Here is an 18,229-nt window from a genome sequence, read left to right as displayed (position 1 = left end):
AGATAAACCAAAGTGCGATCCTGCAAAAAGGACGACCCTATCCCAAGTAAAGGAATTGAATAAAAGGCGAGGTGTAAGATTATGAATGCGTTAGAACACTTACCAGAACCGGATAACTTAAAAAAGCTAATGATCGTCCAAGCAATTCTGAATACGATTCTTTGTGAGACGGAATGGCTTCGTTATCATAGCTTTGTTCAAGAATGGGATGATGGAGTTTGTATGGCAAAAATAGATAATGGAGCAGGGGATCATCTTATCATGTTGTTTTCCGTTGAAGGCTCCATCATAAAGGGTTTCGATCATGAATCTCAATTAAGCCCGTATGCACAAGACGAACATAAGGTATGGCCAGGCATCTATGATAACGTTCCGAACGAATTATTATCTCTGCTGGAGCACGAAGGAATTGAAAAAGAAGATGTGACTTTTTGTATGTGGCGTAAAAATAGTGATTCGAGCTGGCAGAAGGGAAACGTTAAAATGCCGAAAGGGGCAGATGATGGGTCTGCTTTTTTAATAGATGCGATTTACCGGACACCGGAAGAGTTCGTGCAATTTGCGAAAGATTATTATGAATTGGCCCTGCCAGTAGAAGTTGTTGAAAAAGTTTACGAGGGTGTCCCTATTACTATGGAAATGACTCAAATGCTTAACCCCGACTGTGCTGCAGAGGAAGTTTATCGAGAGTTGAAATTAATGAGGTTAATTTAACGAAACAAATGATATTGTGTTAATGGGGAAATATAGCAATTGGCTGCGGGTTGACTTCAAAGCGGGGTTCGAAGCGGTCTGGAAGCTGATCGAAGCGGGGATTGTGGGATAGTCTCACGAATATCAGCGACGGTTAAAGGACGAGTAGGATAGAATCGCGTATTTCTACCGAGGAGGGGTCAGATTCCGATGAATATAGCCGTCAAGTTGATGCAAAAATTCAAAGACCGCGATACCCAGAATAAACTGAAAGGCTATCGCGACAAAGCAGAGCTCATCAGGAAGCGGAATTTAGAAGCATGGGACGATCAACAGCTTCAAGCGGAAACCCTCCGGTTGCAAAAAGAAGCAAAATCGGGCCCGCTTTTGGACGAGCTGCTTGTCGATGCCTATGCGCTAGTCTGTGAGGCCGCGAAGAGAACGCTCGGATTGCAGCCTTACGATGTCCAGATCATGGCTGCCATTGCTCTGCACGAGGGATTTTTGATCGAGCAGCATACCGGTGAAGGAAAAACGCTCTCTGCTGTTATGCCTGCTTATCTACATGCGCTGACAGGCAAAGGTGTTCATGTGCTGACTTTTAACGATTATTTGGCAAATCGGGATGCGGAGTGGATGGGCCCGATCTATCGTCTTCTCGGGTTAACGGTAAAATCGGTTCAAGCCGGCATGAACCTGTCCGAGAAACGGGAAGCGTACGCCGCGGATATAACCTATGTTACGGCCAAAGAGGCGGGATTCGATTATTTGCGCGACACGATCGCACTGGGCGAAGCCGATACCGTGCATCGTCCTTTTCACTACGTCATCGTCGACGAAGCGGATTCGCTGCTTCTCGACGAAGCGCGGGTACCGCTGGTCATCGCTGGTGAGCCGAGTTCCTCTGGCAACGACGGCATTCGTTTCACAGAAGTGGCTAGGCAGCTCAAGCAAGATGAGCATTACGACTTCGACGAGTTCCAGCGGAACGTTTATTTGAATGAAGCAGGCTCTGCTAAAGCGGAATCGCTGCTGGGATGCGGCAATTTGTACGATAGCCATAATAGTCATTTGTTAATGTCGTTAAATTGCGCGCTGCATGCGGAATTGTTATTGAAAAAAGACGTCGATTACATCGTCCGGGACGGTCAAATCGAGCTGATCGACGAATATACCGGCCGCGTGGCGGAAAACAGGCATTTGCCGGAGGGGCTGCAAGCCGCGCTTGCGGCTAAAGAAGGGCTACAATCGAACGTTGGCGGGAAAATTCTCGGTACGATCACCCTTCAACACTTTCTTAGCCTATATCCGAAGATTTGCGGAATGACGGCTACCGCGTACGCTTCCGCAATGGAATTTGAAGATATTTATGAGCTGCAGGTCGTGCAAATTCCGCCGAACCGGCCAAACATACGGATCGACCATCCGCACCGGATTTATACCCATAAAGAAGCTAAACTTAAGGCGCTTGTACAAGAAATCTCGTCCACCCATGCGACGGGACGTCCGATTCTTATTGGTACATCAAGCGTCGAGGAGTCTGACATGCTGGCGGAAATGCTAGCGATTGCCGATGTACCTTGTCATGTTCTGAATGCAAAAAACGACGCAAAAGAAGCCGAGATCATCGCCAAAGCAGGAGAAATCGGCGCCGTGACGGTGTCTACGAATATGGCGGGACGCGGCGTCGACATTCGGCTCGGCGGCGGCAACCCCACACAAGCAGAAGTTGTCGCCAAGCTGGGCGGATTATACGTAATTGGTACGCATGTGCACGAAAGCGTGCGGATCGACGACCAACTGCGCGGGCGTTCTGGCCGCCAAGGCGACCCGGGAGCTTCTGTATTTTTCGTAAGCTTGGAGGATGAGTTGATGCTTCGGTTCGGCATTGATAAAGTGATTCCGCCCATGTATCGCGATCTTAGGCAGGATGAAGCTATCGGAGAGTCGGTTCTCTACAGCAAAATTGTGCATATTCAGCGCGTTATTATGGGTCAAAACTTCGATATCCACCAGGAATTGAACCGTTATTCGGATATGGTGGAGGAACAGAGGCGCATGCTATACGAGGAGCGGCTCGGAATTTTGAAAGGCGAGACGCCGATGAGTCCTTCGGAGCAGCGGGTACGGCTTTATTATATCGACAAGTTCTGGGCTGACCATCTGGCATACGTTTCTTACATTCGCGAAGGCATCCATTTGACGAGCCTTGTTAACCGCAATCCGATCGACGAATTTCATGAGCAAATTATCCAAGCGTACGAGCAAATTCCGGATAAAATAAATAGAGAGTCGGCGAATATGCTCGAAAAGCTCGAGGGTTCGAATGATCCGGCGGTGTGGGAAAAGTTCGGGCTGAAGAACCCTACTTCCACTCGCACTTATATCATCAACGATCAATACAAGGAGTACTTGCAGAATCCCGGTTCATGGACCGCAGGGACGATCATCGCTTATTGGATGCGCAAGATGTTGAGGCTGGCATTGTGGCCGGTATTCAGGCTGCCAAAATTTTGATGCAGCGTAGCTTTTTCAAGGATGATCGGACGAATACGAGCGAACGCTCGATTCATCCTGAGTGCCACAGAGCCTATCGAAGTGGCTAGCAATGCCGTCGTGCTTCACACTTAGGTGAATCTTTCGTCGATGGGCTCGTTAAGCTGAAGCGTATCACAAATGAAGCTTCCTATTCCACATGGATCGTGGTGTAGGGAGCTTCTTCATGTGCACGGCTCTCCGTCTAACGCGACGAAGTGCCCGGCGTTACTTTATATATGCAACGGGTTCCGCCTGTCAGTAGATGCTCGACCCGCTCCATCCCAACGTCATTCCCCAATATCGTCTGGAACATATCCATCTCACTCTGGCATAATCCTGTGCAAGCAGCGGCGGCTTCGCAAATTGGACAATGCTTCTCGATAAATAGAAGACTTCCGTCGTCCAGTTCCTGAACTTCCGCCATATATCCCTCGCTTGTCCGAATGGATGACAGCTTCTCCATCTTCTCCCGAAGGTCATCTTCATCCGCCATCTGGTCAAGGTATAGTTCCAACTGTTTCTTATTGCGTACTGCTAATAGTTTATCAAGCCCATCCTCTCCGAACGCTTCTTTCATGGATTCTATCAAGCTTATCGTTAAATCCGAATATCTCCTGGGAAACAGCTTGTTCGCTTCCTGCGTCAGTCCCCACATTTTGGCCGGACGACCCATCGGGCGTGCCTCTTCTTTGAACTCAACAAGCCCTTCCTCTTGCAGGGAGTATAAGTGCTGACGAATCGCCATCCCGGATAATGAAAGTTTGGAAGCGAGAGACACAGCATCCTGTGGTCCATGCTGTTTTAAGTTATTTACGATAGCTCTTCTCGTCCGAACGGATGCTTCCTTCTTCTTATCCATCGGCGGTCCCCCTCCCCATAGGTTTTATCAAAAACATTGTAAAGAAGAATGTTGACAAAGTCAAAGGCGAGGCTTTATTCTCTTTATAAAGATTTATATTTATAAAGTTTTTTATTTAAAAACTCAAATCATATTGAGTTTTGCGATGCTTTACCTTTCTTCGTGCGGCTGCCGCTGCAAAGAAGGTTTAACCAGAATCGAAAGCCCGCTGTAGTAAATTGAGCAGGAGAATGGAACAATTTTAAGGGAGGTAATAGAATGAAGCCATTGGAGAACAAGGTAGCAATTGTTACAGGAGCAAGTAGAGGAATCGGGGCTGCCACGGCAATTTTGTTAGCTCAAGCCGGAGCTAATGTAGTTATCAATTACCACAGCTCTGAGAAAGCAGCTTCTACGGTTCTTAGGCAGGTTGAATCATATGGTCAAAAAGGGAAAACGATTCAAGCGGATATAAGAAATCCTGAGGACATTAAATTATTAGTTGAACAAACAGTCTCTGAGTTCGGCAAGGTTGACATTGTGGTAAACAATGCCAATATTGACTTCGCTTTTAAATCTTTCATGGATATGAACTGGGATGAGTTTTCATATAAGTTGAATCATGAGATGCAGTCCGCATTCCATCTATGTCAGTCAGTTGTACCTTACATGGAAAAGCAAGGTGGAGGAAAGATCGTATTGATAGCAAGTGGGTTGGCAAAAACACCATCCCATGGATTTATAGCTCACGGTACTGCAAAAGCAGCCATTTCAACTTTTGCGAAATACCTTGCACAAGAATTAGGTCCGAAAAATATTGCAACAAATGTGATTTCGCCTGGCTTGGTCTTAACTGACGCAACAAAAGATCAACCAGAAGAAAACCACGAATTCCTTAGAAGCATAACCCCATTGCAACGGCTCGCAAAACCCGAAGATATTGCTGGAGCCATTTTGAGCCTAGTGGCAAATTGGAATAATCATATCAACGGTGCTTATATTCCTGTAAATGGCGGCAGTAACATGAGCTAATATGAATTTGTTTGTGATTTGAATATGGAAATTTACATAGAGCGCGCTTTGCGCTCTTTTCTTTTGGTTCAATTCCAGAAAGATGCAAGTACACAGCTTGATAGCGTTCCTACATACGGAGTTCTTTCTCTTATTTCATCGCTTGTGTGACTTCTTGCAGTGCGGTTAGGTTGGCTTGGCAGAGTTGGCGTCTTAACGGTGAAACCTGCCCAGAAAATCTGTTATAATATCGAAACCAAGATGAGGAGTGAATTTACTCTAACGTAAGGATGATCTGCATATGAAAATTTTATTAGTCGAAGATGATAAGACGATCGCGTCGGGACTGGAATATTCGCTGCTGCAAGATGGTTATCGGGCCGTTCTCTGCCATGATGTCGCTTCAGCTAAAAAGGTCCTCGCCGAAGACATCGATCAGTTCACTTTATGCTTGTTCGATTTACAGCTTCCGGACGGAACCGGCTATGAATTATGCAAGATGGTGAAGGAGCGACGAGACATGCCGGTCATCTTCTTAACGGTGATCGACGATGAGGTCAATGTCGTGATGGGACTCGACATGGGAGCCGATGATTACATTTCCAAACCTTTTCGAGTTCGTGAGCTTCTCTCCCGGATCAAGTCCGTTTTGCGGAGATACCAGAAGCCGTCCCACGCCGGAGCGATTATCGACATCGACAATGTGCGAATCCATACGCTGGAAGGCAAAGTGCATAAAAACGGTGCCGAAATTCCGCTAACCGCCTTGGAATATCGCTTATTGCTGATCCTCGGCAACCACATTGGACAGGTCCTCACAAGGAATCAGCTCTTAGAGCAAATCTGGGACGTGGCTGGCGACTTCGTGAATGACAATACGTTAACGGTGTATATCAAAAGGCTGAGGGAAAAGCTGGAGGATGATCCAGAGCAGCCGGCTTTAATCAAAACGGTACGCGGTTTAGGCTATAAGGTCGGTGATTAGATGCTGCGCAATCGGGAAAATCAAATGTTATTACTCGTCATGGGCTCGATCAGCATAACGGCGCTCGTCGTCGCTGCTTTCATTTCGTCCGTCGCTGCGGCATTCGTTTTTATTGTATCCATGCTGCTTATGGGCACAAGCTTGTTATTCACGAGATGGAGATACCGCGAGTTAGCGAAGCTCTCCGTCTATTTGCGGGAAATCAGCAACGGCAATGATTCCCTTGACGTGCGTGATAACCAGGAAGGCGAGCTAAGTATTTTAAAGAATGATATTTACAAAGTAACGCTCATGCTATCGGAGCATCGGTCGCTATTGCAGCGGGACAAAATTCAACTGACGGATGCCATATCCGATATTTCACATCAGCTCAAAACGCCGCTCACCTCCATGACGGTGATGGCTGATTTGTTAAACGCCCCTGACCTGCCTCCGGCCAAAAGAACGGAGTTCACCCATCATATTCGTATCCAGCTTGAACGCATCGATTGGCTTGTTTCTTCCTTATTAAAGCTATCGAAAATGGATGCGAAGACCATCCAATTCAAAAAAGATCAAATCCCCGTAAAAAACCTGATCCAAAAGGCATTACAGCCGGTTATGATTCCGATGGATATTAAGGGACAGACGATTTCCATCGCGGGCGATGACCATGTCTCTTTTGTCGGAGATTTCAATTGGACTGCTGAAGCGGTCATCAATATTTTGAAAAATTGCGTGGAGCATACACCTGAAGGCGGAGCAATCGCCATCACATTTTCCGAAAATGCGCTATTCACGGAAATCGTTATTGCTGACAACGGAGATGGCATTCCGAAAGAGGATTTGCCTTATATTTTCAAACGTTTTTACAAAGGAAAGAATGCCAGCGAAGGGAGCATCGGTATAGGGCTTGCGATGGCTCACAGCATCATTGCCAGCCAGAACGGCGTGATCGATGTGACGAGCGACAGCGAGAAGGGTACGCAGTTTCGGATTAAATTTTATAAGCATGTGATTTAACGGCACTCCGTAAGTGACTGAATTGTCACCTCCATCGTCACTGGAAAGTCATTTTGGACAGATAAAATGATATTCATCAGATGAACGATGGAGGTAAGAGCATGCATTTGAAGCAACAGCGTAAGACTATTTATGCAATCACGATATTCTATACCCTTTTAATTATTTATTTTTGGTTTTTCGCTTTCGGCAGAACGGATAAGGTAGATCAAATCAGCGAGTACACCTTTATTTTTTTGCCGGACGCTTTTTTTAGGGTGCCGGGTCTATCCGATATTCTACATCCCACGCTGATGGATTTTGTGGATCTTGGGAACATCGCAGCCTTTATCCCTTTTGGCATATTGATTCCGTTGTTATATCGAACCAGCTTTGTTCGCTTTATGACTTTGTTCATCTTGTCCATTCTTGTGGTGGAGACCATTCAGGCACTAACTTTCCTCGGCAGCTTTGATATTAACGACGTCATCCAGAACTCATTGGGTGCTGCCATCGGATTCGGGGCGTATAAGCTTGGCTTTCGTACAAAAAACAACTGGACAAATATTGCTGCTACAGGCATTACCAGTGTTGTCTTGATGCTCGGGGTGTGGGGGCTCTTCGGGATGATTGACCAAGTGTTCACCAAAGAAATGGGCCCCTTTGTGGCGATAAACGATTTGAAGGATAGTACCGGGAGCACATTAACGGGAACCAAACCGAACAGTCTTAAGATTGGCGGTCAAGACGTGGAACCCCAATATAATGTGTATAGCATCGAAGGTAAAAAGAAGGAAATGTACACGTATACGTTAGGCAATAAGGGGGAGTTGTATCTTAGCCTGAATTATGGAATTCCTGATCATAAGGATTTCCAGGGCAGCATCAAGGTTACCGTCGACGGGCATGAGTTCCTGTCCGTATCTGCAGAAGATCAACTCCATGAGCCGGATATGAGGATCATTTATCTCCCCCAGGCAAATGAGCTTACGATAACCATTGAGGGGAATGAAACCCTATGGGATGTTGGATTTAGAGAGATGGTATATACCTGGAATTGAGTATTTGGGGAAGGAGGAATAGCCATGGAAATTTTAAAAATCGAGCATCTGTCTAAAATATACGGCACAGGCGAATCAGCGGTGATTGCGCTTGACGATGTTTCCTTTTCGGTCCAAAAAGGCGAATTTGTCGCGATTATCGGCCCGTCCGGATCGGGGAAATCGACGCTCCTTCATATGCTGGGCGGCGTGGATCGGCCGACTGGCGGGAAAGTTTATGTGCAGAATACGGACATGTATGCCTTGAACGAAACACAGCTGGCCATCTTCAGGCGCAGGCAAATCGGCCTGATCTACCAGTTTTTCAATCTGATTCCCGTCCTGACGGTGGAAGAGAATATTACGCTGCCGCTCTTGCTGGATCAACAAAAGGTAGATCAAAAGCAATTAACTGGCCTTGTGAATACGTTGAATTTGCAGCATCGATTAAACCACCTGCCGAATCAGCTATCCGGCGGGCAGCAGCAGCGTGTCTCGATCGGCAGAGCGCTCATCGGCAATCCTGCGATCATGCTGGCCGACGAACCGACCGGGAATCTGGACAGCAAGAATAGCAGTGAGATCATCGACTTATTAAAAATGCTGAATAAGACCTATCATCAGACGCTGATCGTGATCACGCATGACGAACGGATCGCCTTGCAAGCCGACAGGATCATTTCAATTGAAGACGGGAGGATTGCCAAAGACGAGGTGATAAGGCGATGAATATTGTCAATACATTAACCATCCGGCATCTGAAGCAGAACAAGAGACGAACGCTTGTGACCATCATCGGCGTCATCATTTCGGTTGCCATGGTGACCGCTGTCGCTACGCTTGTTTTTTCCTTTGCGGATTTAATGATCAGACAAACCATCGCGGATACAGGGGAGTGGCATGTCCAATATCAGGATGTAACCAAAGAACAGCTTGCGGCGATACAGGGCGATGACGCAACCAAAACCGTTGCGATCACAAGAGACCTTGGCTATGCCCCATTAGAAGGGGGACAAAATCCCAATAAGCCGTACTTGTTCATCAAGGAATATGATGCGTTAGGTTTCGCACAATTTCAGGTTGAACTAAGTAAGGGACGTCTTCCGCACACGGACAAGGAAGTTGTGATCTCCGAGCCCGTTGCCACGAACGCCAAAGTGAAATACGAAATCGGCGATCGTCTAACCCTTAGCGTCGGCGAACGATTCGAACAAGGGGGCGATCATCCCCTGGATCAGACCGAACCGCTGCGCAGGGAAGACGGCACATTGACCGAAACGTCGCAGCATAGCAAGATAAGGGACTATACGGTGGTAGGCTTCATCAAGCGTCCCGTATGGGAAACGGCTTGGGCCCCGGGTTATACGATCATTAGCTATGTCGATGATCATATCATTGGGGAAAACGATCGAGTCGATGCGTCGGTGGTCTTGCAGCGAGTCAATCCGTTCTTGTTCGCGCATGCGGAGGAGCTGGCTGAGAAAAATCAAATTGAAACCGTCCAATACAATAATGATTTGCTTCATTATTATGGCTTGTCCAGCAACGGAGCTTCATCCAGCATGATGTTCTCATTATCGGCGATCATTATGGGGGTTATTATGATTGGCTCGGTTGCGCTCATCTATAACGCTTTTGCGATATCCGTCTCGGAACGTTCCCGTCATTTAGGGATGCTCGCGAGCGTGGGTGCTACGAAAAGGCAGAAGCGAAATTCAGTGCTTTTTGAAGGGTTCGTCATTGGCTTGATCAGCATTCCCATTGGCATCCTATGCGGTCTTGCCGGAATCGGGATCACCTTTTGGTTTATGAACACGATGATTGAAGGGGCATTATGGACCAGTGAAAAGCTGAGGCTCATCTTCACGCCGTTATCACTCTTGATTACTTGTCTTGTTTCGATGCTGACGATTTTCGTTTCGACGTATCTCCCGGCGATCAAGGCATCCAAGGTATCTGCCATGGACGCGATTCGTCAAACCACCGACGTAAAGCTTACGGCCAAAGCTGTGAAAACGTCGAAGTTCATTCGCAAGCTCTTCGGGATCGAAGCGGAAATCGGGCTGAAAAACTTAAAAAGGAACAAACGGAGATACCATGCTATTCTTTTTTCGCTTGTCATCAGCATCGTATTGTTTTTGACTGTATCGTTTTTTACGGCAGGCATGACGCAATCCCTGGAACTGTCGCAGGAAGGCGTCAATTACGATATTGAAGTGTCGTACAGCAATGGAAAAAGAATAGATGACCAGTTGCTGCAATCGATAGTATCCCTGGATGGCGTCACGGAATACAACGTGATTCACGAAAATGACGAGGACCTGGCTAACGCTTCGACGTATCTCCATTTAAAAAGCACGGAACCGATGAGAACGCAGCAGGAAATTGAAGAGATGCATGAGACCAATCTGAATGTCTACAATGTATATCAATCCAGAAAAAGCGAAGAACAACAGATTCTATTGATGTCCGTCTTTTCTTACGGTTTTATCGTATTAATCTCTGCGATTTCCGTTGCGAACATATTTAATACGATCTCGACGGGGTTGGCTCTTCGCAAACGAGAATTTGCGATGCTGAAATCCGTAGGCATGACGCCAAAAGGCTTTGCGAAAATGATGAACTATGAAAGTATTTTTTATGGGGTCAAGTCGCTGTTATTCGGGCTTTCCGTTAGTTTCGTCGTGATGGTTCTGATCTATAGAGCATTTGCGAACAAATTCAGCTACGGGTTCACCCTCCCTTGGATGAGCATTCTGTCTGTCATTGTCGCTGTATTTGTCATTGTCGGTTCCGCGATTGTTTATTCCGGCGCGAAAGTAAAAAAGGAGAATATTAATGATGCTTTAAAGCAAGAGAATATATGATACGGAGACGGAAGAAAGGGGCTGGTTGTGCCAGCCCCTCTTTCATTTCTTTTTCTCCAACTCCGCCTTTAATCTTGCACTTCTTCGTAATTAATTCCCCGTTCTTTAAACACTTTCATGACCACAAACATGGCATCCAGCGTTTTGGGAAAGCCCGCATAAGAAACACAGTGCATGACGGCCTCTACAATCTCATTTGGTGTAAGACCGGCATTCAAGGCTGCTTCAATATGGAAATCGAGTTGAGCTGCTGCTCCTGAGGCAAGCATAGCCGCAATGGTAAGCAGGCTCCTTTGTTTTAAATCCAGACCTGGACGGGAATACAGCGAGCCATAAGGGAACTCGACAATCAGCTTGGCCATATCAGGACAGAATTTTTCCATTTGTTTAACCGTTGCGTTCAGCGTTTCTTCACTTACCATCTGTTGTAAAACTTCTATTCCTTTATCATAGCGATTAGTCTCCATATACGTCCTCCATAAGTTTTAATCTAAACTAAGCAATCTGGTAAGAATCGGCGGGATTTCTTGCGGATCCACCATTACCTCGATGACCGTTGCCGTATTGGACTGCATGGCTGACTGAACCGCCCTCTTGATGTCTGTTTCATTTTCACAGCGAAATGCCATTGCGCCCATGGATTGGGCAAATAAGCTGACATCCAGCGGTCGCTCATAGACAGCGCCAACGGAGCGCCCTGTGTTATAGGACATTCCCTTTTCTACCATATCTAAACGACCGTTATTCAGCACAAAGAAAATAACCGGAATCCCATGGTTAACTGCTGTCGATATCTCGGTGCCGTGCATCATCATGCAGCCGTCGCCGGTCACACAGATGACAGGGCGATCGTGCATGGCTATTTTCGCTCCGATCGAATAGCCGATCGCCGCCCCCATGGCTATGAACACTTCATCGAAAAAGAATGTCCCGGGCTCGATGATTTCGAAATTTTGTACGGCATGAAATGAGTGACTCCCTGCATCCCCGAAGAGAACCGCCTCTTTCGGAAGCACGGCCCGCAAGCTCCTGAACGCCGTTCCCGCTGACAACACGGATTCCATATGGGAGGTCGCTGCTGCTGCCTGTGCCCGAGTTGCGAGCACTTCGTGCTCTTTGGTCGATGCCCCGCTTTGCAAAATGAGTTGAGTCAGGTTGGAGTGAATATCACCAAGGATAAATTGCGTCGGCGCCTGAATGGTTTTACCTGCGAACTTAAGGTCATACTCAAATTGCAAAACCTTTTCCGGCTCCATATCGGCCGTAAATCCGGACAAAGACATGTCGCACAATTTGCTGCCAACGACGATCATCAGGTCAATGCCGGATCTCATATAATCTGTTGCATACTTGGAACCGCCGAGGCCAAATCCGCCCAAGCATAAGGGATGACTGGTAGGAAATGCCCCTTTCCCACCAGGTGTGGTCACTACAGGAATCCCCCAATGTTCGGCAATGATCCGCAATTGGGCATATGCATCCGACATGACGGCGCCTTTGCCCAGAAAGAGGACAGGTTTCTTAGCCTCGCCCAGCAACGTTACGGCCTTATCAATATCGGGGGATACAACAGGTGAAATGTGGTCCGGCAAAGGCAGGTAGAAAGTCTCCACTTCCTCCATCAGCACATCAAATGGGATACAAAGATGAACGGGGCCCTTTTCACCCGTGTAGGCTTTTTCCAGGGCATGTTTAAGGTATAGGTAAAGAAGATCCCCTCGTTCGATGCGAGCACTGAACAAGGTTACGGGTTCGAACATCTTAACCAAATCTGCCCCAAATTGGCTTGAATCTTGACTTAAAGCGCGTCCAGTCTCTTGCATCGATGGCTGTCCGGTGATGAACAATACAGGTAACTGGAACTCTTTGGCCTGCCCCGCGGCTGTAATCAGATTCGTTCCTCCCGGCCCGGAAGTACCAATCGCGATCCCTATCGTTTTTTTCGCCAGTGCATAACCTGACGCTTCAAACCCGCTGCCAGCTTCGTGACGCCCCAGCACATATTGAATACCATAATTTTCGAGTTCCAGCATCAGCGGAGAAATGGACTTTCCGGGGATGCCGAATACGTGAGAAATCCCCCAATTTTTAAAATGCTCGACTAATAGGGTATACACTCTCTTTTTCATCGTATCACCTTTGCGAATTGATTTTCATTGCCACTGTTTTCATCAACAACTGCTCGATTTGTTCCGCAGGTAAAGGTGGGTGATAATAAAAACCTTGTACTTCATGACAGTTCTGACTACGCAGGAAATCCAACTGATCCTTGGTTTCTACACCTTCTGCGATAACATCGATTCCAAGCTTATGGGCCATAGCTATTATCGTAGCTACAATGTCCGCGTCATTTGAATCCGTCATAATATCCCTGACAAAGGATCGATCAATCTTCAGCCGGTCAATCGAAAACAATTTTAAGTAGTAAAGATTGCTATAGCCTGTCCCAAAGTCGTCGATGCAAATTTGTATACCTAGTTCCTTCAGTTTTCCAAGTACCTCGATCGCAACATCAACATTCATCGTCATCGACTCTGTAATTTCGAGCTCCAGGTATTGGGGATCTATGTGGGTTTCGAGTAAAATCTCTTTGATGGTCTCTACCAAATCATGCTTTGAAAATTGGCGAGAAGAGAGATTGACTGATACGCTCATCGGAGGGAATCCCTTTTCCTTCCATATTTGATTTTGAAGGCAGGCGCTTTTCAACACCCATTCCCCAAGGGGAACAATGAGTCCTGTTTCTTCGGCGATCGGGATGAACTTAGCTGGAGGGACCAAGCCGAGAGTCGGGTGATTCCAGCGAACGAGCGCCTCGGTACCGATAATTTCCCCTGTCAGAATATCAATTTGGGGCTGGTAATATAACACGAATTCATCTAGGTGCAACGCTTTACGGATCGAATGCTCCAATGTAAGCCGTTCAATACCGCCGCTATTCGGGATAGGCTTGAAAATGTTATAATTGTTCTTTCCGTCGTCTTTCATCCGGTAAAGAGCAATGTCGGCGTTCTTCATCAGCATCTCGACATTGGTGCCATCTTGAGGATAGAAGACAATACCGATACTGGCTGTTATATAGAACTCATAGCCGTCCACCGCAAATGGTTTCTCAAATGCTTTAATAATCTCTTCCGCAACATGAATGGCTTCCGTATGATCCGTAATCTCTTGCAATAGGATCGTGAATTCGTCCCCACCCATTCGGGAAACCAGTTGATTCGGAGCATGGCAGCAAGTTTTCAGACGCTCGGCAACCAGCTTCAACAGCATGTCACCGTTGTTATGACCCAGCGTGTCATTAATCTTCTTGAAGCTGTCCAGATCGAGAAACATGACGGCAAAGATACTATTTTCTTCCACCCCATGTTTCAGCAATTCATCAATATGCCTGGTGAAAAATCTTCGATTCGGCAAACCGGTTAAATCGTCATGATAGGCTAAATAATTGATTTGCTTTTGCGTATGATAACGCTCCGTGATATCCCGAAACTGTGCAAATGCACCCATGACCTGCATATTCTCATCACGAATAGGGAAGGCGTCGAACAGGCAGACCAGTTCGTCTTGCCCCTTCTGAGAGTGCAGCATGAATTCCATATCTTCGTAATCTTTTCCCGTTTGAAGGACCTCTTTAATGAAGTCATTTGTTTTGGCATCCGGAATAGGTTTATTAATGACATCCTGCTTTTTGGCACCAGTTAAAGTTTCAGCAAACTTGTTAAACTCGGTAATGTTCCCATCCCGATCAGTAATAATAATGCCGTTTCTTGTTGTTTCGATGACCACCTGATTCAATATGTGCAATCGTCTATTTTGCTTTTTCAACAGGAGTTCTCTTTCGATCGAATCTACGACCGTGCATAACATCGCCAGTAAAAATGGGTTATGCTGATCTATCGTCGTCATGATCGTAATTGTTCCAAGTAAATTGGAGATATCTGTATATTGGAAGGGTACGGAATAACAGGCGGAGGACCACAGAAATTCATAATAATGCTCGTCCCCGACAAGTTGAATGGGCTGGCAATGATCCAAAACCAAATTAATGCTGTTGGTTCCCGCTTCTTGTTCGTTGAACACGAGGCCCACCTTAATGCCCGATTGCTGAACCACACTCTTGATCGCTTCATCCCCAGCCATTTCCAGAATACAGCCATTCTCATCGGAAATCAGGATCAGCAGTGGAATCCCTTTCATGAGCTCCAACATTTTATGAACAAAAAAATTAATAACAGACAATATTTCTTCGTATTCGGCCCGCTTTAGATTCAAATCGCCTTCTGATAAAAAGGTAGAAAAGGAGGGGATCCCCTGTGGATCAATACCTAGCTTTTCACATCTCTTTTTAGACTCCGAGATCAAGGATACTTTCGTCAAAGCAATCCCCATCCCCCTTCGCTCCACGAAAATGCAGTAAAATATACTTAAATCATGAGCAACTCCGTTATAAATCGCTTCTTTTTTCATTATGACGACGCTTAAAGTTTCTTGTCAATTTATTTCTGTAGATTAGCATGGTTGAAGGGCTGATACGGCTGACTGATTCCACCACCTAAACTCAACGCCAAAAAGCAACCTCTATCCACTTCGGAAGGAGGTTGCTTTCATTGTTTTACACACACCCTTACACCATATCCTAATCCCCCTCTTTCATTTCTTTTTCTCCAACTCCGCCTTTAATCTTGCATTCTCTTCCAACAGCTTTTGAACGTCCGGGACATCCTTGCCGGAAACCCAGCCAGACAAATCGTCTCTTGCTGCATACTTCGGCAATTGATCACGAAGTACCATTTTAATGTGCTGTACATCTTCAACATAATAGATAGGGATTTGTTCCATGACCGCTTGCTTAAACTCATGAAACTCCTGATAGTATTCAATGGCTGTGAAGTCGTATGGCTTTTGTCTTAATGCTTCATCTGTAACGACAAAAGCAAATCTAGGTTTGCCCGCTTCTCCGGCATACTCATATTCCCAATGCGTATAGCTCTTGGATTCATCAGGAAGCGTTAAACCATAGAATCCTCCGAGAATCAGGATATATACATCGGACTCGTCGATCCATCTCTGCCTAATTTTCATTGGACTTTCCTTGAAAGATTGCTCAATTCCAGCAGGGATATGACCGGCTTGAAGTATGGCTTCGACAGCGGTATGTCTTTCCTCAATAAGATCGTAGTAAGTAGACGAAATGTAAATTTGTAGTTTTTTTCTCATAGCCCACCCAAATTAAAGAATTAGTATAGATAGAATCTACCACCCTCTCACTTTATTTGTCAAAATTTACTGGGGTTTTCATGCGGCAAGCATTGCTAAAAAGGAAGGATCGGGGAGTGCCCTTATCCTGCCTTCTTGCGTGTTGTATGTTTCTACTGTACTAAACTATCCATTTCCGGCTGCAATTTGTTCCGCAGAAATGAAAAAACAACGAGGGAGCTGCTGCTGCAAGCTCCTTTCGTGTTTTCACCGAACGTCAAAAAAGGTTTTTGGTAATCTTTTGCGTCAAATGCTCAATTCTTGGCATCATGATTGCATCATCAATGGCTGAAAGTTTTTCGGGTTTAAATAACTGGATTTTCTTTAGATTGTAATAGTCCACTAAAATTTGCTGGACAGTCAGTTGATTCGTCATTAAATATTTGACATTGAACATTCCCCTCAGAAGCTCATCCTGCTTAATTAACAGCTTGCCATTGATGTCATTAAAAATCCCTTTTTGAATTCCTTCTTCATAGAAAGCCAATACCAGTTGTTCCCGTTGCTTCATGGCTTCATTCAATCGATCATACCAATCCGGGTAACTGGTTTCGAGCTCCTGTAAGAAGATTTCCGTAAAATATTCGGCAAGCGAGACGGACTGCTCAAATATTTGCTGGAATCGAGCACCAAAATTTTGATCCGAATCCAACGGGTTGAAAGTTTGTTCATTCATGTATTCAATAAAACCATCTACGATGAAGCCGATGATTTCTTCTTTTGTCGAGAAATACTTATATAAAGTCGCTCTGCTGATCTCCATTACTTTTGCAATTTCGTCCATCCGAACGGATTGAAGACCATTTTTTCGTAAATAAGGGAGCAGCTTATAAATAAGCTTAGCTCGTGTCTCGTATTTTTTATCCGATTTATGGTTGTTCAACTGATGACCCCCTTGTTTCTATTATAACCTGAATTTTGATTAAGCATATAAACTCCATACAAAATAGACAAAAAATATATAAAGTGTTTACTGTGCAAATAATGTGTGCTACGATATACCTCGAAGTAACTAACTTGAAGAGAGGGCTATTACAATGAAAACACAGAAACTTGGTCACAGTGAGCTTGTCGTTTCTTCTATTGGATTGGGTGCAATGGGCATGTCTCCGGGCATTTATGGCACCATTAATGATGAAGAGTCCATTCAGACCATTCATCGAGCCCTGGATCTTGGAGTAACGTTGCTTGATACCGCTGATACGTATGGCAACGGGCATAACGAGGAACTTTTAGGCAAAGCTTTGAAGGGGCGAAGAGAGCAGGCCATTGTCGCTACCAAGTTTTCATTTGGGCCCAATTGGGAGTTCATCGGCGGGCACCCGGACTATGTGAAGAAAGCAATCGACGAGAGCCTGAGACGTCTTGATCTCGATTATATCGACCTGTATTATCAACACCGAGTCGATCCTAATGTCCCAATTGAAGAGACGGTTGGTGCAATGGCTGATCTTGTTAAGGCAGGGAAAGTGCGTTATCTTGGTCTTTCTGAAGCAGATGCTTCTGCCATTCGCCGGGCACATGCGGTACATCCCATTTCTGCATTACAAACGGAATACTCCCTTTGGAGCCGGGACGTTGAAGCAGAAATTCTGCCTGCCGTAAAAGAGTTGGGAATCACATTTGTGGCCTACAGTCCTCTTAGCAGGGGATTCATTACTGGTGAGCTTCGTAACTACGAGGATTTTAAAGCTGATGATATGCGCAGAATTTTGCCACGTTTCCAAGGTGATAACTTTCAAAAAAATGTTGACATCGTGGACAAACTCGGGGAAATCGCCGAAGAGAAGAGTTGCACGGTTGCACAACTGGCAATAGCCTGGACGATAGCTAAAGGCACGCTGCCGATTCCAGGAACAAAGCGCCGAAAATATCTAGAGGAAAATGTGGAAGCTACTGATATTCAACTTACTGCTGATGATTTGGCTCGTATTGATGCTGTTAGTCCAAATGCATACGGTGGACGTTATCCTGATAGAGAGTCTTAGAAGATAAATAAATCTTGTAACGAGTTAGC

The 18,229-nt window shown here is 45.7% G+C and carries 15 protein-coding genes; 9 read left to right on the top strand and 6 right to left on the bottom strand.

All coding sequences use genetic code 11. The features are described 5' to 3' along the window. The first annotated feature begins 81 nt into the window (after nt 1-81). Complete coding sequence (locus ACI1P2_RS22675) at nt 82-714, top strand: hypothetical protein (protein ID WP_355322934.1); 633 nt, start codon at nt 82-84, stop codon at nt 712-714. 189 nt (nt 715-903) lie between these two features. Beyond that, a complete protein-coding gene (locus tag ACI1P2_RS22670; protein WP_355322932.1) occupies nt 904-3,210 on the top strand; it encodes a preprotein translocase subunit SecA in 2,307 nt (768 codons plus the stop codon). 223 nt (nt 3,211-3,433) lie between these two features. On the opposite strand, the gene ACI1P2_RS22665 is transcribed toward ACI1P2_RS22670, so the two are convergent. Next, a complete protein-coding gene (locus ACI1P2_RS22665; RefSeq protein ID WP_355322930.1) occupies nt 3,434-4,090 on the bottom strand; it encodes a helix-turn-helix transcriptional regulator in 657 nt (218 codons plus the stop codon). 258 nt (nt 4,091-4,348) lie between these two features. Between ACI1P2_RS22665 and ACI1P2_RS22660 the strand changes: the two genes are divergently transcribed. The 6 genes from ACI1P2_RS22660 to ACI1P2_RS22635 all read left to right on the top strand — a co-directional run bounded on the left by ACI1P2_RS22660 (nt 4,349) and on the right by ACI1P2_RS22635 (nt 10,953). Beyond that, nucleotides 4,349-5,101 (top strand): SDR family NAD(P)-dependent oxidoreductase, encoded by a 753-nt coding sequence (locus tag ACI1P2_RS22660; protein ID WP_355322928.1) that lies wholly within the window; start codon nt 4,349-4,351, stop codon nt 5,099-5,101. Between the two features lie 280 nt (nt 5,102-5,381). Beyond that, nucleotides 5,382-6,065 carry a response regulator transcription factor gene (locus tag ACI1P2_RS22655; protein WP_355322926.1) on the top strand — a complete coding sequence of 228 codons (684 nt, stop codon included), beginning with the start codon at nt 5,382-5,384 and terminating at the stop codon, nt 6,063-6,065. Then, a complete protein-coding gene (locus ACI1P2_RS22650; RefSeq protein ID WP_355322924.1) occupies nt 6,066-7,067 on the top strand; it encodes a sensor histidine kinase in 1,002 nt (333 codons plus the stop codon). A 101-nt stretch (nt 7,068-7,168) separates the two neighbouring features. Next, nucleotides 7,169-8,107, top strand: a complete 939-nt coding sequence (locus ACI1P2_RS22645; RefSeq protein ID WP_355322922.1) for a VanZ family protein — start codon at nt 7,169-7,171, stop codon at nt 8,105-8,107. Between the two features lie 24 nt (nt 8,108-8,131). Further along, a complete protein-coding gene (locus ACI1P2_RS22640) occupies nt 8,132-8,815 on the top strand; it encodes an ABC transporter ATP-binding protein (RefSeq protein ID WP_355322920.1) in 684 nt (227 codons plus the stop codon). Beyond that, nucleotides 8,812-10,953, top strand: coding sequence for an ABC transporter permease (locus ACI1P2_RS22635; RefSeq protein ID WP_355322918.1), 2,142 nt, complete (start codon nt 8,812-8,814; stop codon nt 10,951-10,953). The genes ACI1P2_RS22640 and ACI1P2_RS22635 overlap by 4 nt, the downstream gene beginning before the upstream one ends. Nucleotides 10,954-11,021: 68 nt before the next feature. On the opposite strand, the gene ACI1P2_RS22630 is transcribed toward ACI1P2_RS22635, so the two are convergent. From ACI1P2_RS22630 to ACI1P2_RS22610, 5 genes are all read right to left on the bottom strand, one after another. After that, nucleotides 11,022-11,420, bottom strand: coding sequence for a carboxymuconolactone decarboxylase family protein (locus tag ACI1P2_RS22630; RefSeq protein WP_355322916.1), 399 nt, complete (start codon nt 11,418-11,420; stop codon nt 11,022-11,024). 18 nt (nt 11,421-11,438) lie between these two features. Beyond that, nucleotides 11,439-13,082 (bottom strand): thiamine pyrophosphate-binding protein, encoded by a 1,644-nt coding sequence (locus ACI1P2_RS22625; protein ID WP_355322914.1) that lies wholly within the window; start codon nt 13,080-13,082, stop codon nt 11,439-11,441. Between the two features lie 4 nt (nt 13,083-13,086). Continuing rightward, the gene (locus ACI1P2_RS22620) at nt 13,087-15,423 is read right to left on the bottom strand and encodes an EAL domain-containing protein (protein ID WP_355322912.1); all 2,337 of its coding nucleotides are present in this window, start codon (nt 15,421-15,423) and stop codon (nt 13,087-13,089) included. Between the two features lie 183 nt (nt 15,424-15,606). Then, nucleotides 15,607-16,173 (bottom strand): DUF4062 domain-containing protein, encoded by a 567-nt coding sequence (locus tag ACI1P2_RS22615; protein ID WP_355322910.1) that lies wholly within the window; start codon nt 16,171-16,173, stop codon nt 15,607-15,609. A 256-nt stretch (nt 16,174-16,429) separates the two neighbouring features. Beyond that, nucleotides 16,430-17,095 (bottom strand): TetR/AcrR family transcriptional regulator, encoded by a 666-nt coding sequence (locus ACI1P2_RS22610; RefSeq protein ID WP_355322908.1) that lies wholly within the window; start codon nt 17,093-17,095, stop codon nt 16,430-16,432. 154 nt (nt 17,096-17,249) lie between these two features. Between ACI1P2_RS22610 and ACI1P2_RS22605 the strand changes: the two genes are divergently transcribed. Then, nucleotides 17,250-18,200 (top strand): aldo/keto reductase, encoded by a 951-nt coding sequence (locus tag ACI1P2_RS22605; protein WP_355322906.1) that lies wholly within the window; start codon nt 17,250-17,252, stop codon nt 18,198-18,200. Nucleotides 18,201-18,229: the final 29 nt, after the last annotated feature.

It is taken from the genome of Paenibacillus jiangxiensis (assembly GCF_046098255.1).
GTDB classification, from domain to species: domain Bacteria; phylum Bacillota; class Bacilli; order Paenibacillales; family Paenibacillaceae; genus Paenibacillus; species Paenibacillus jiagnxiensis.
This window is presented reverse-complemented; position numbering and strand designations above follow the sequence as displayed.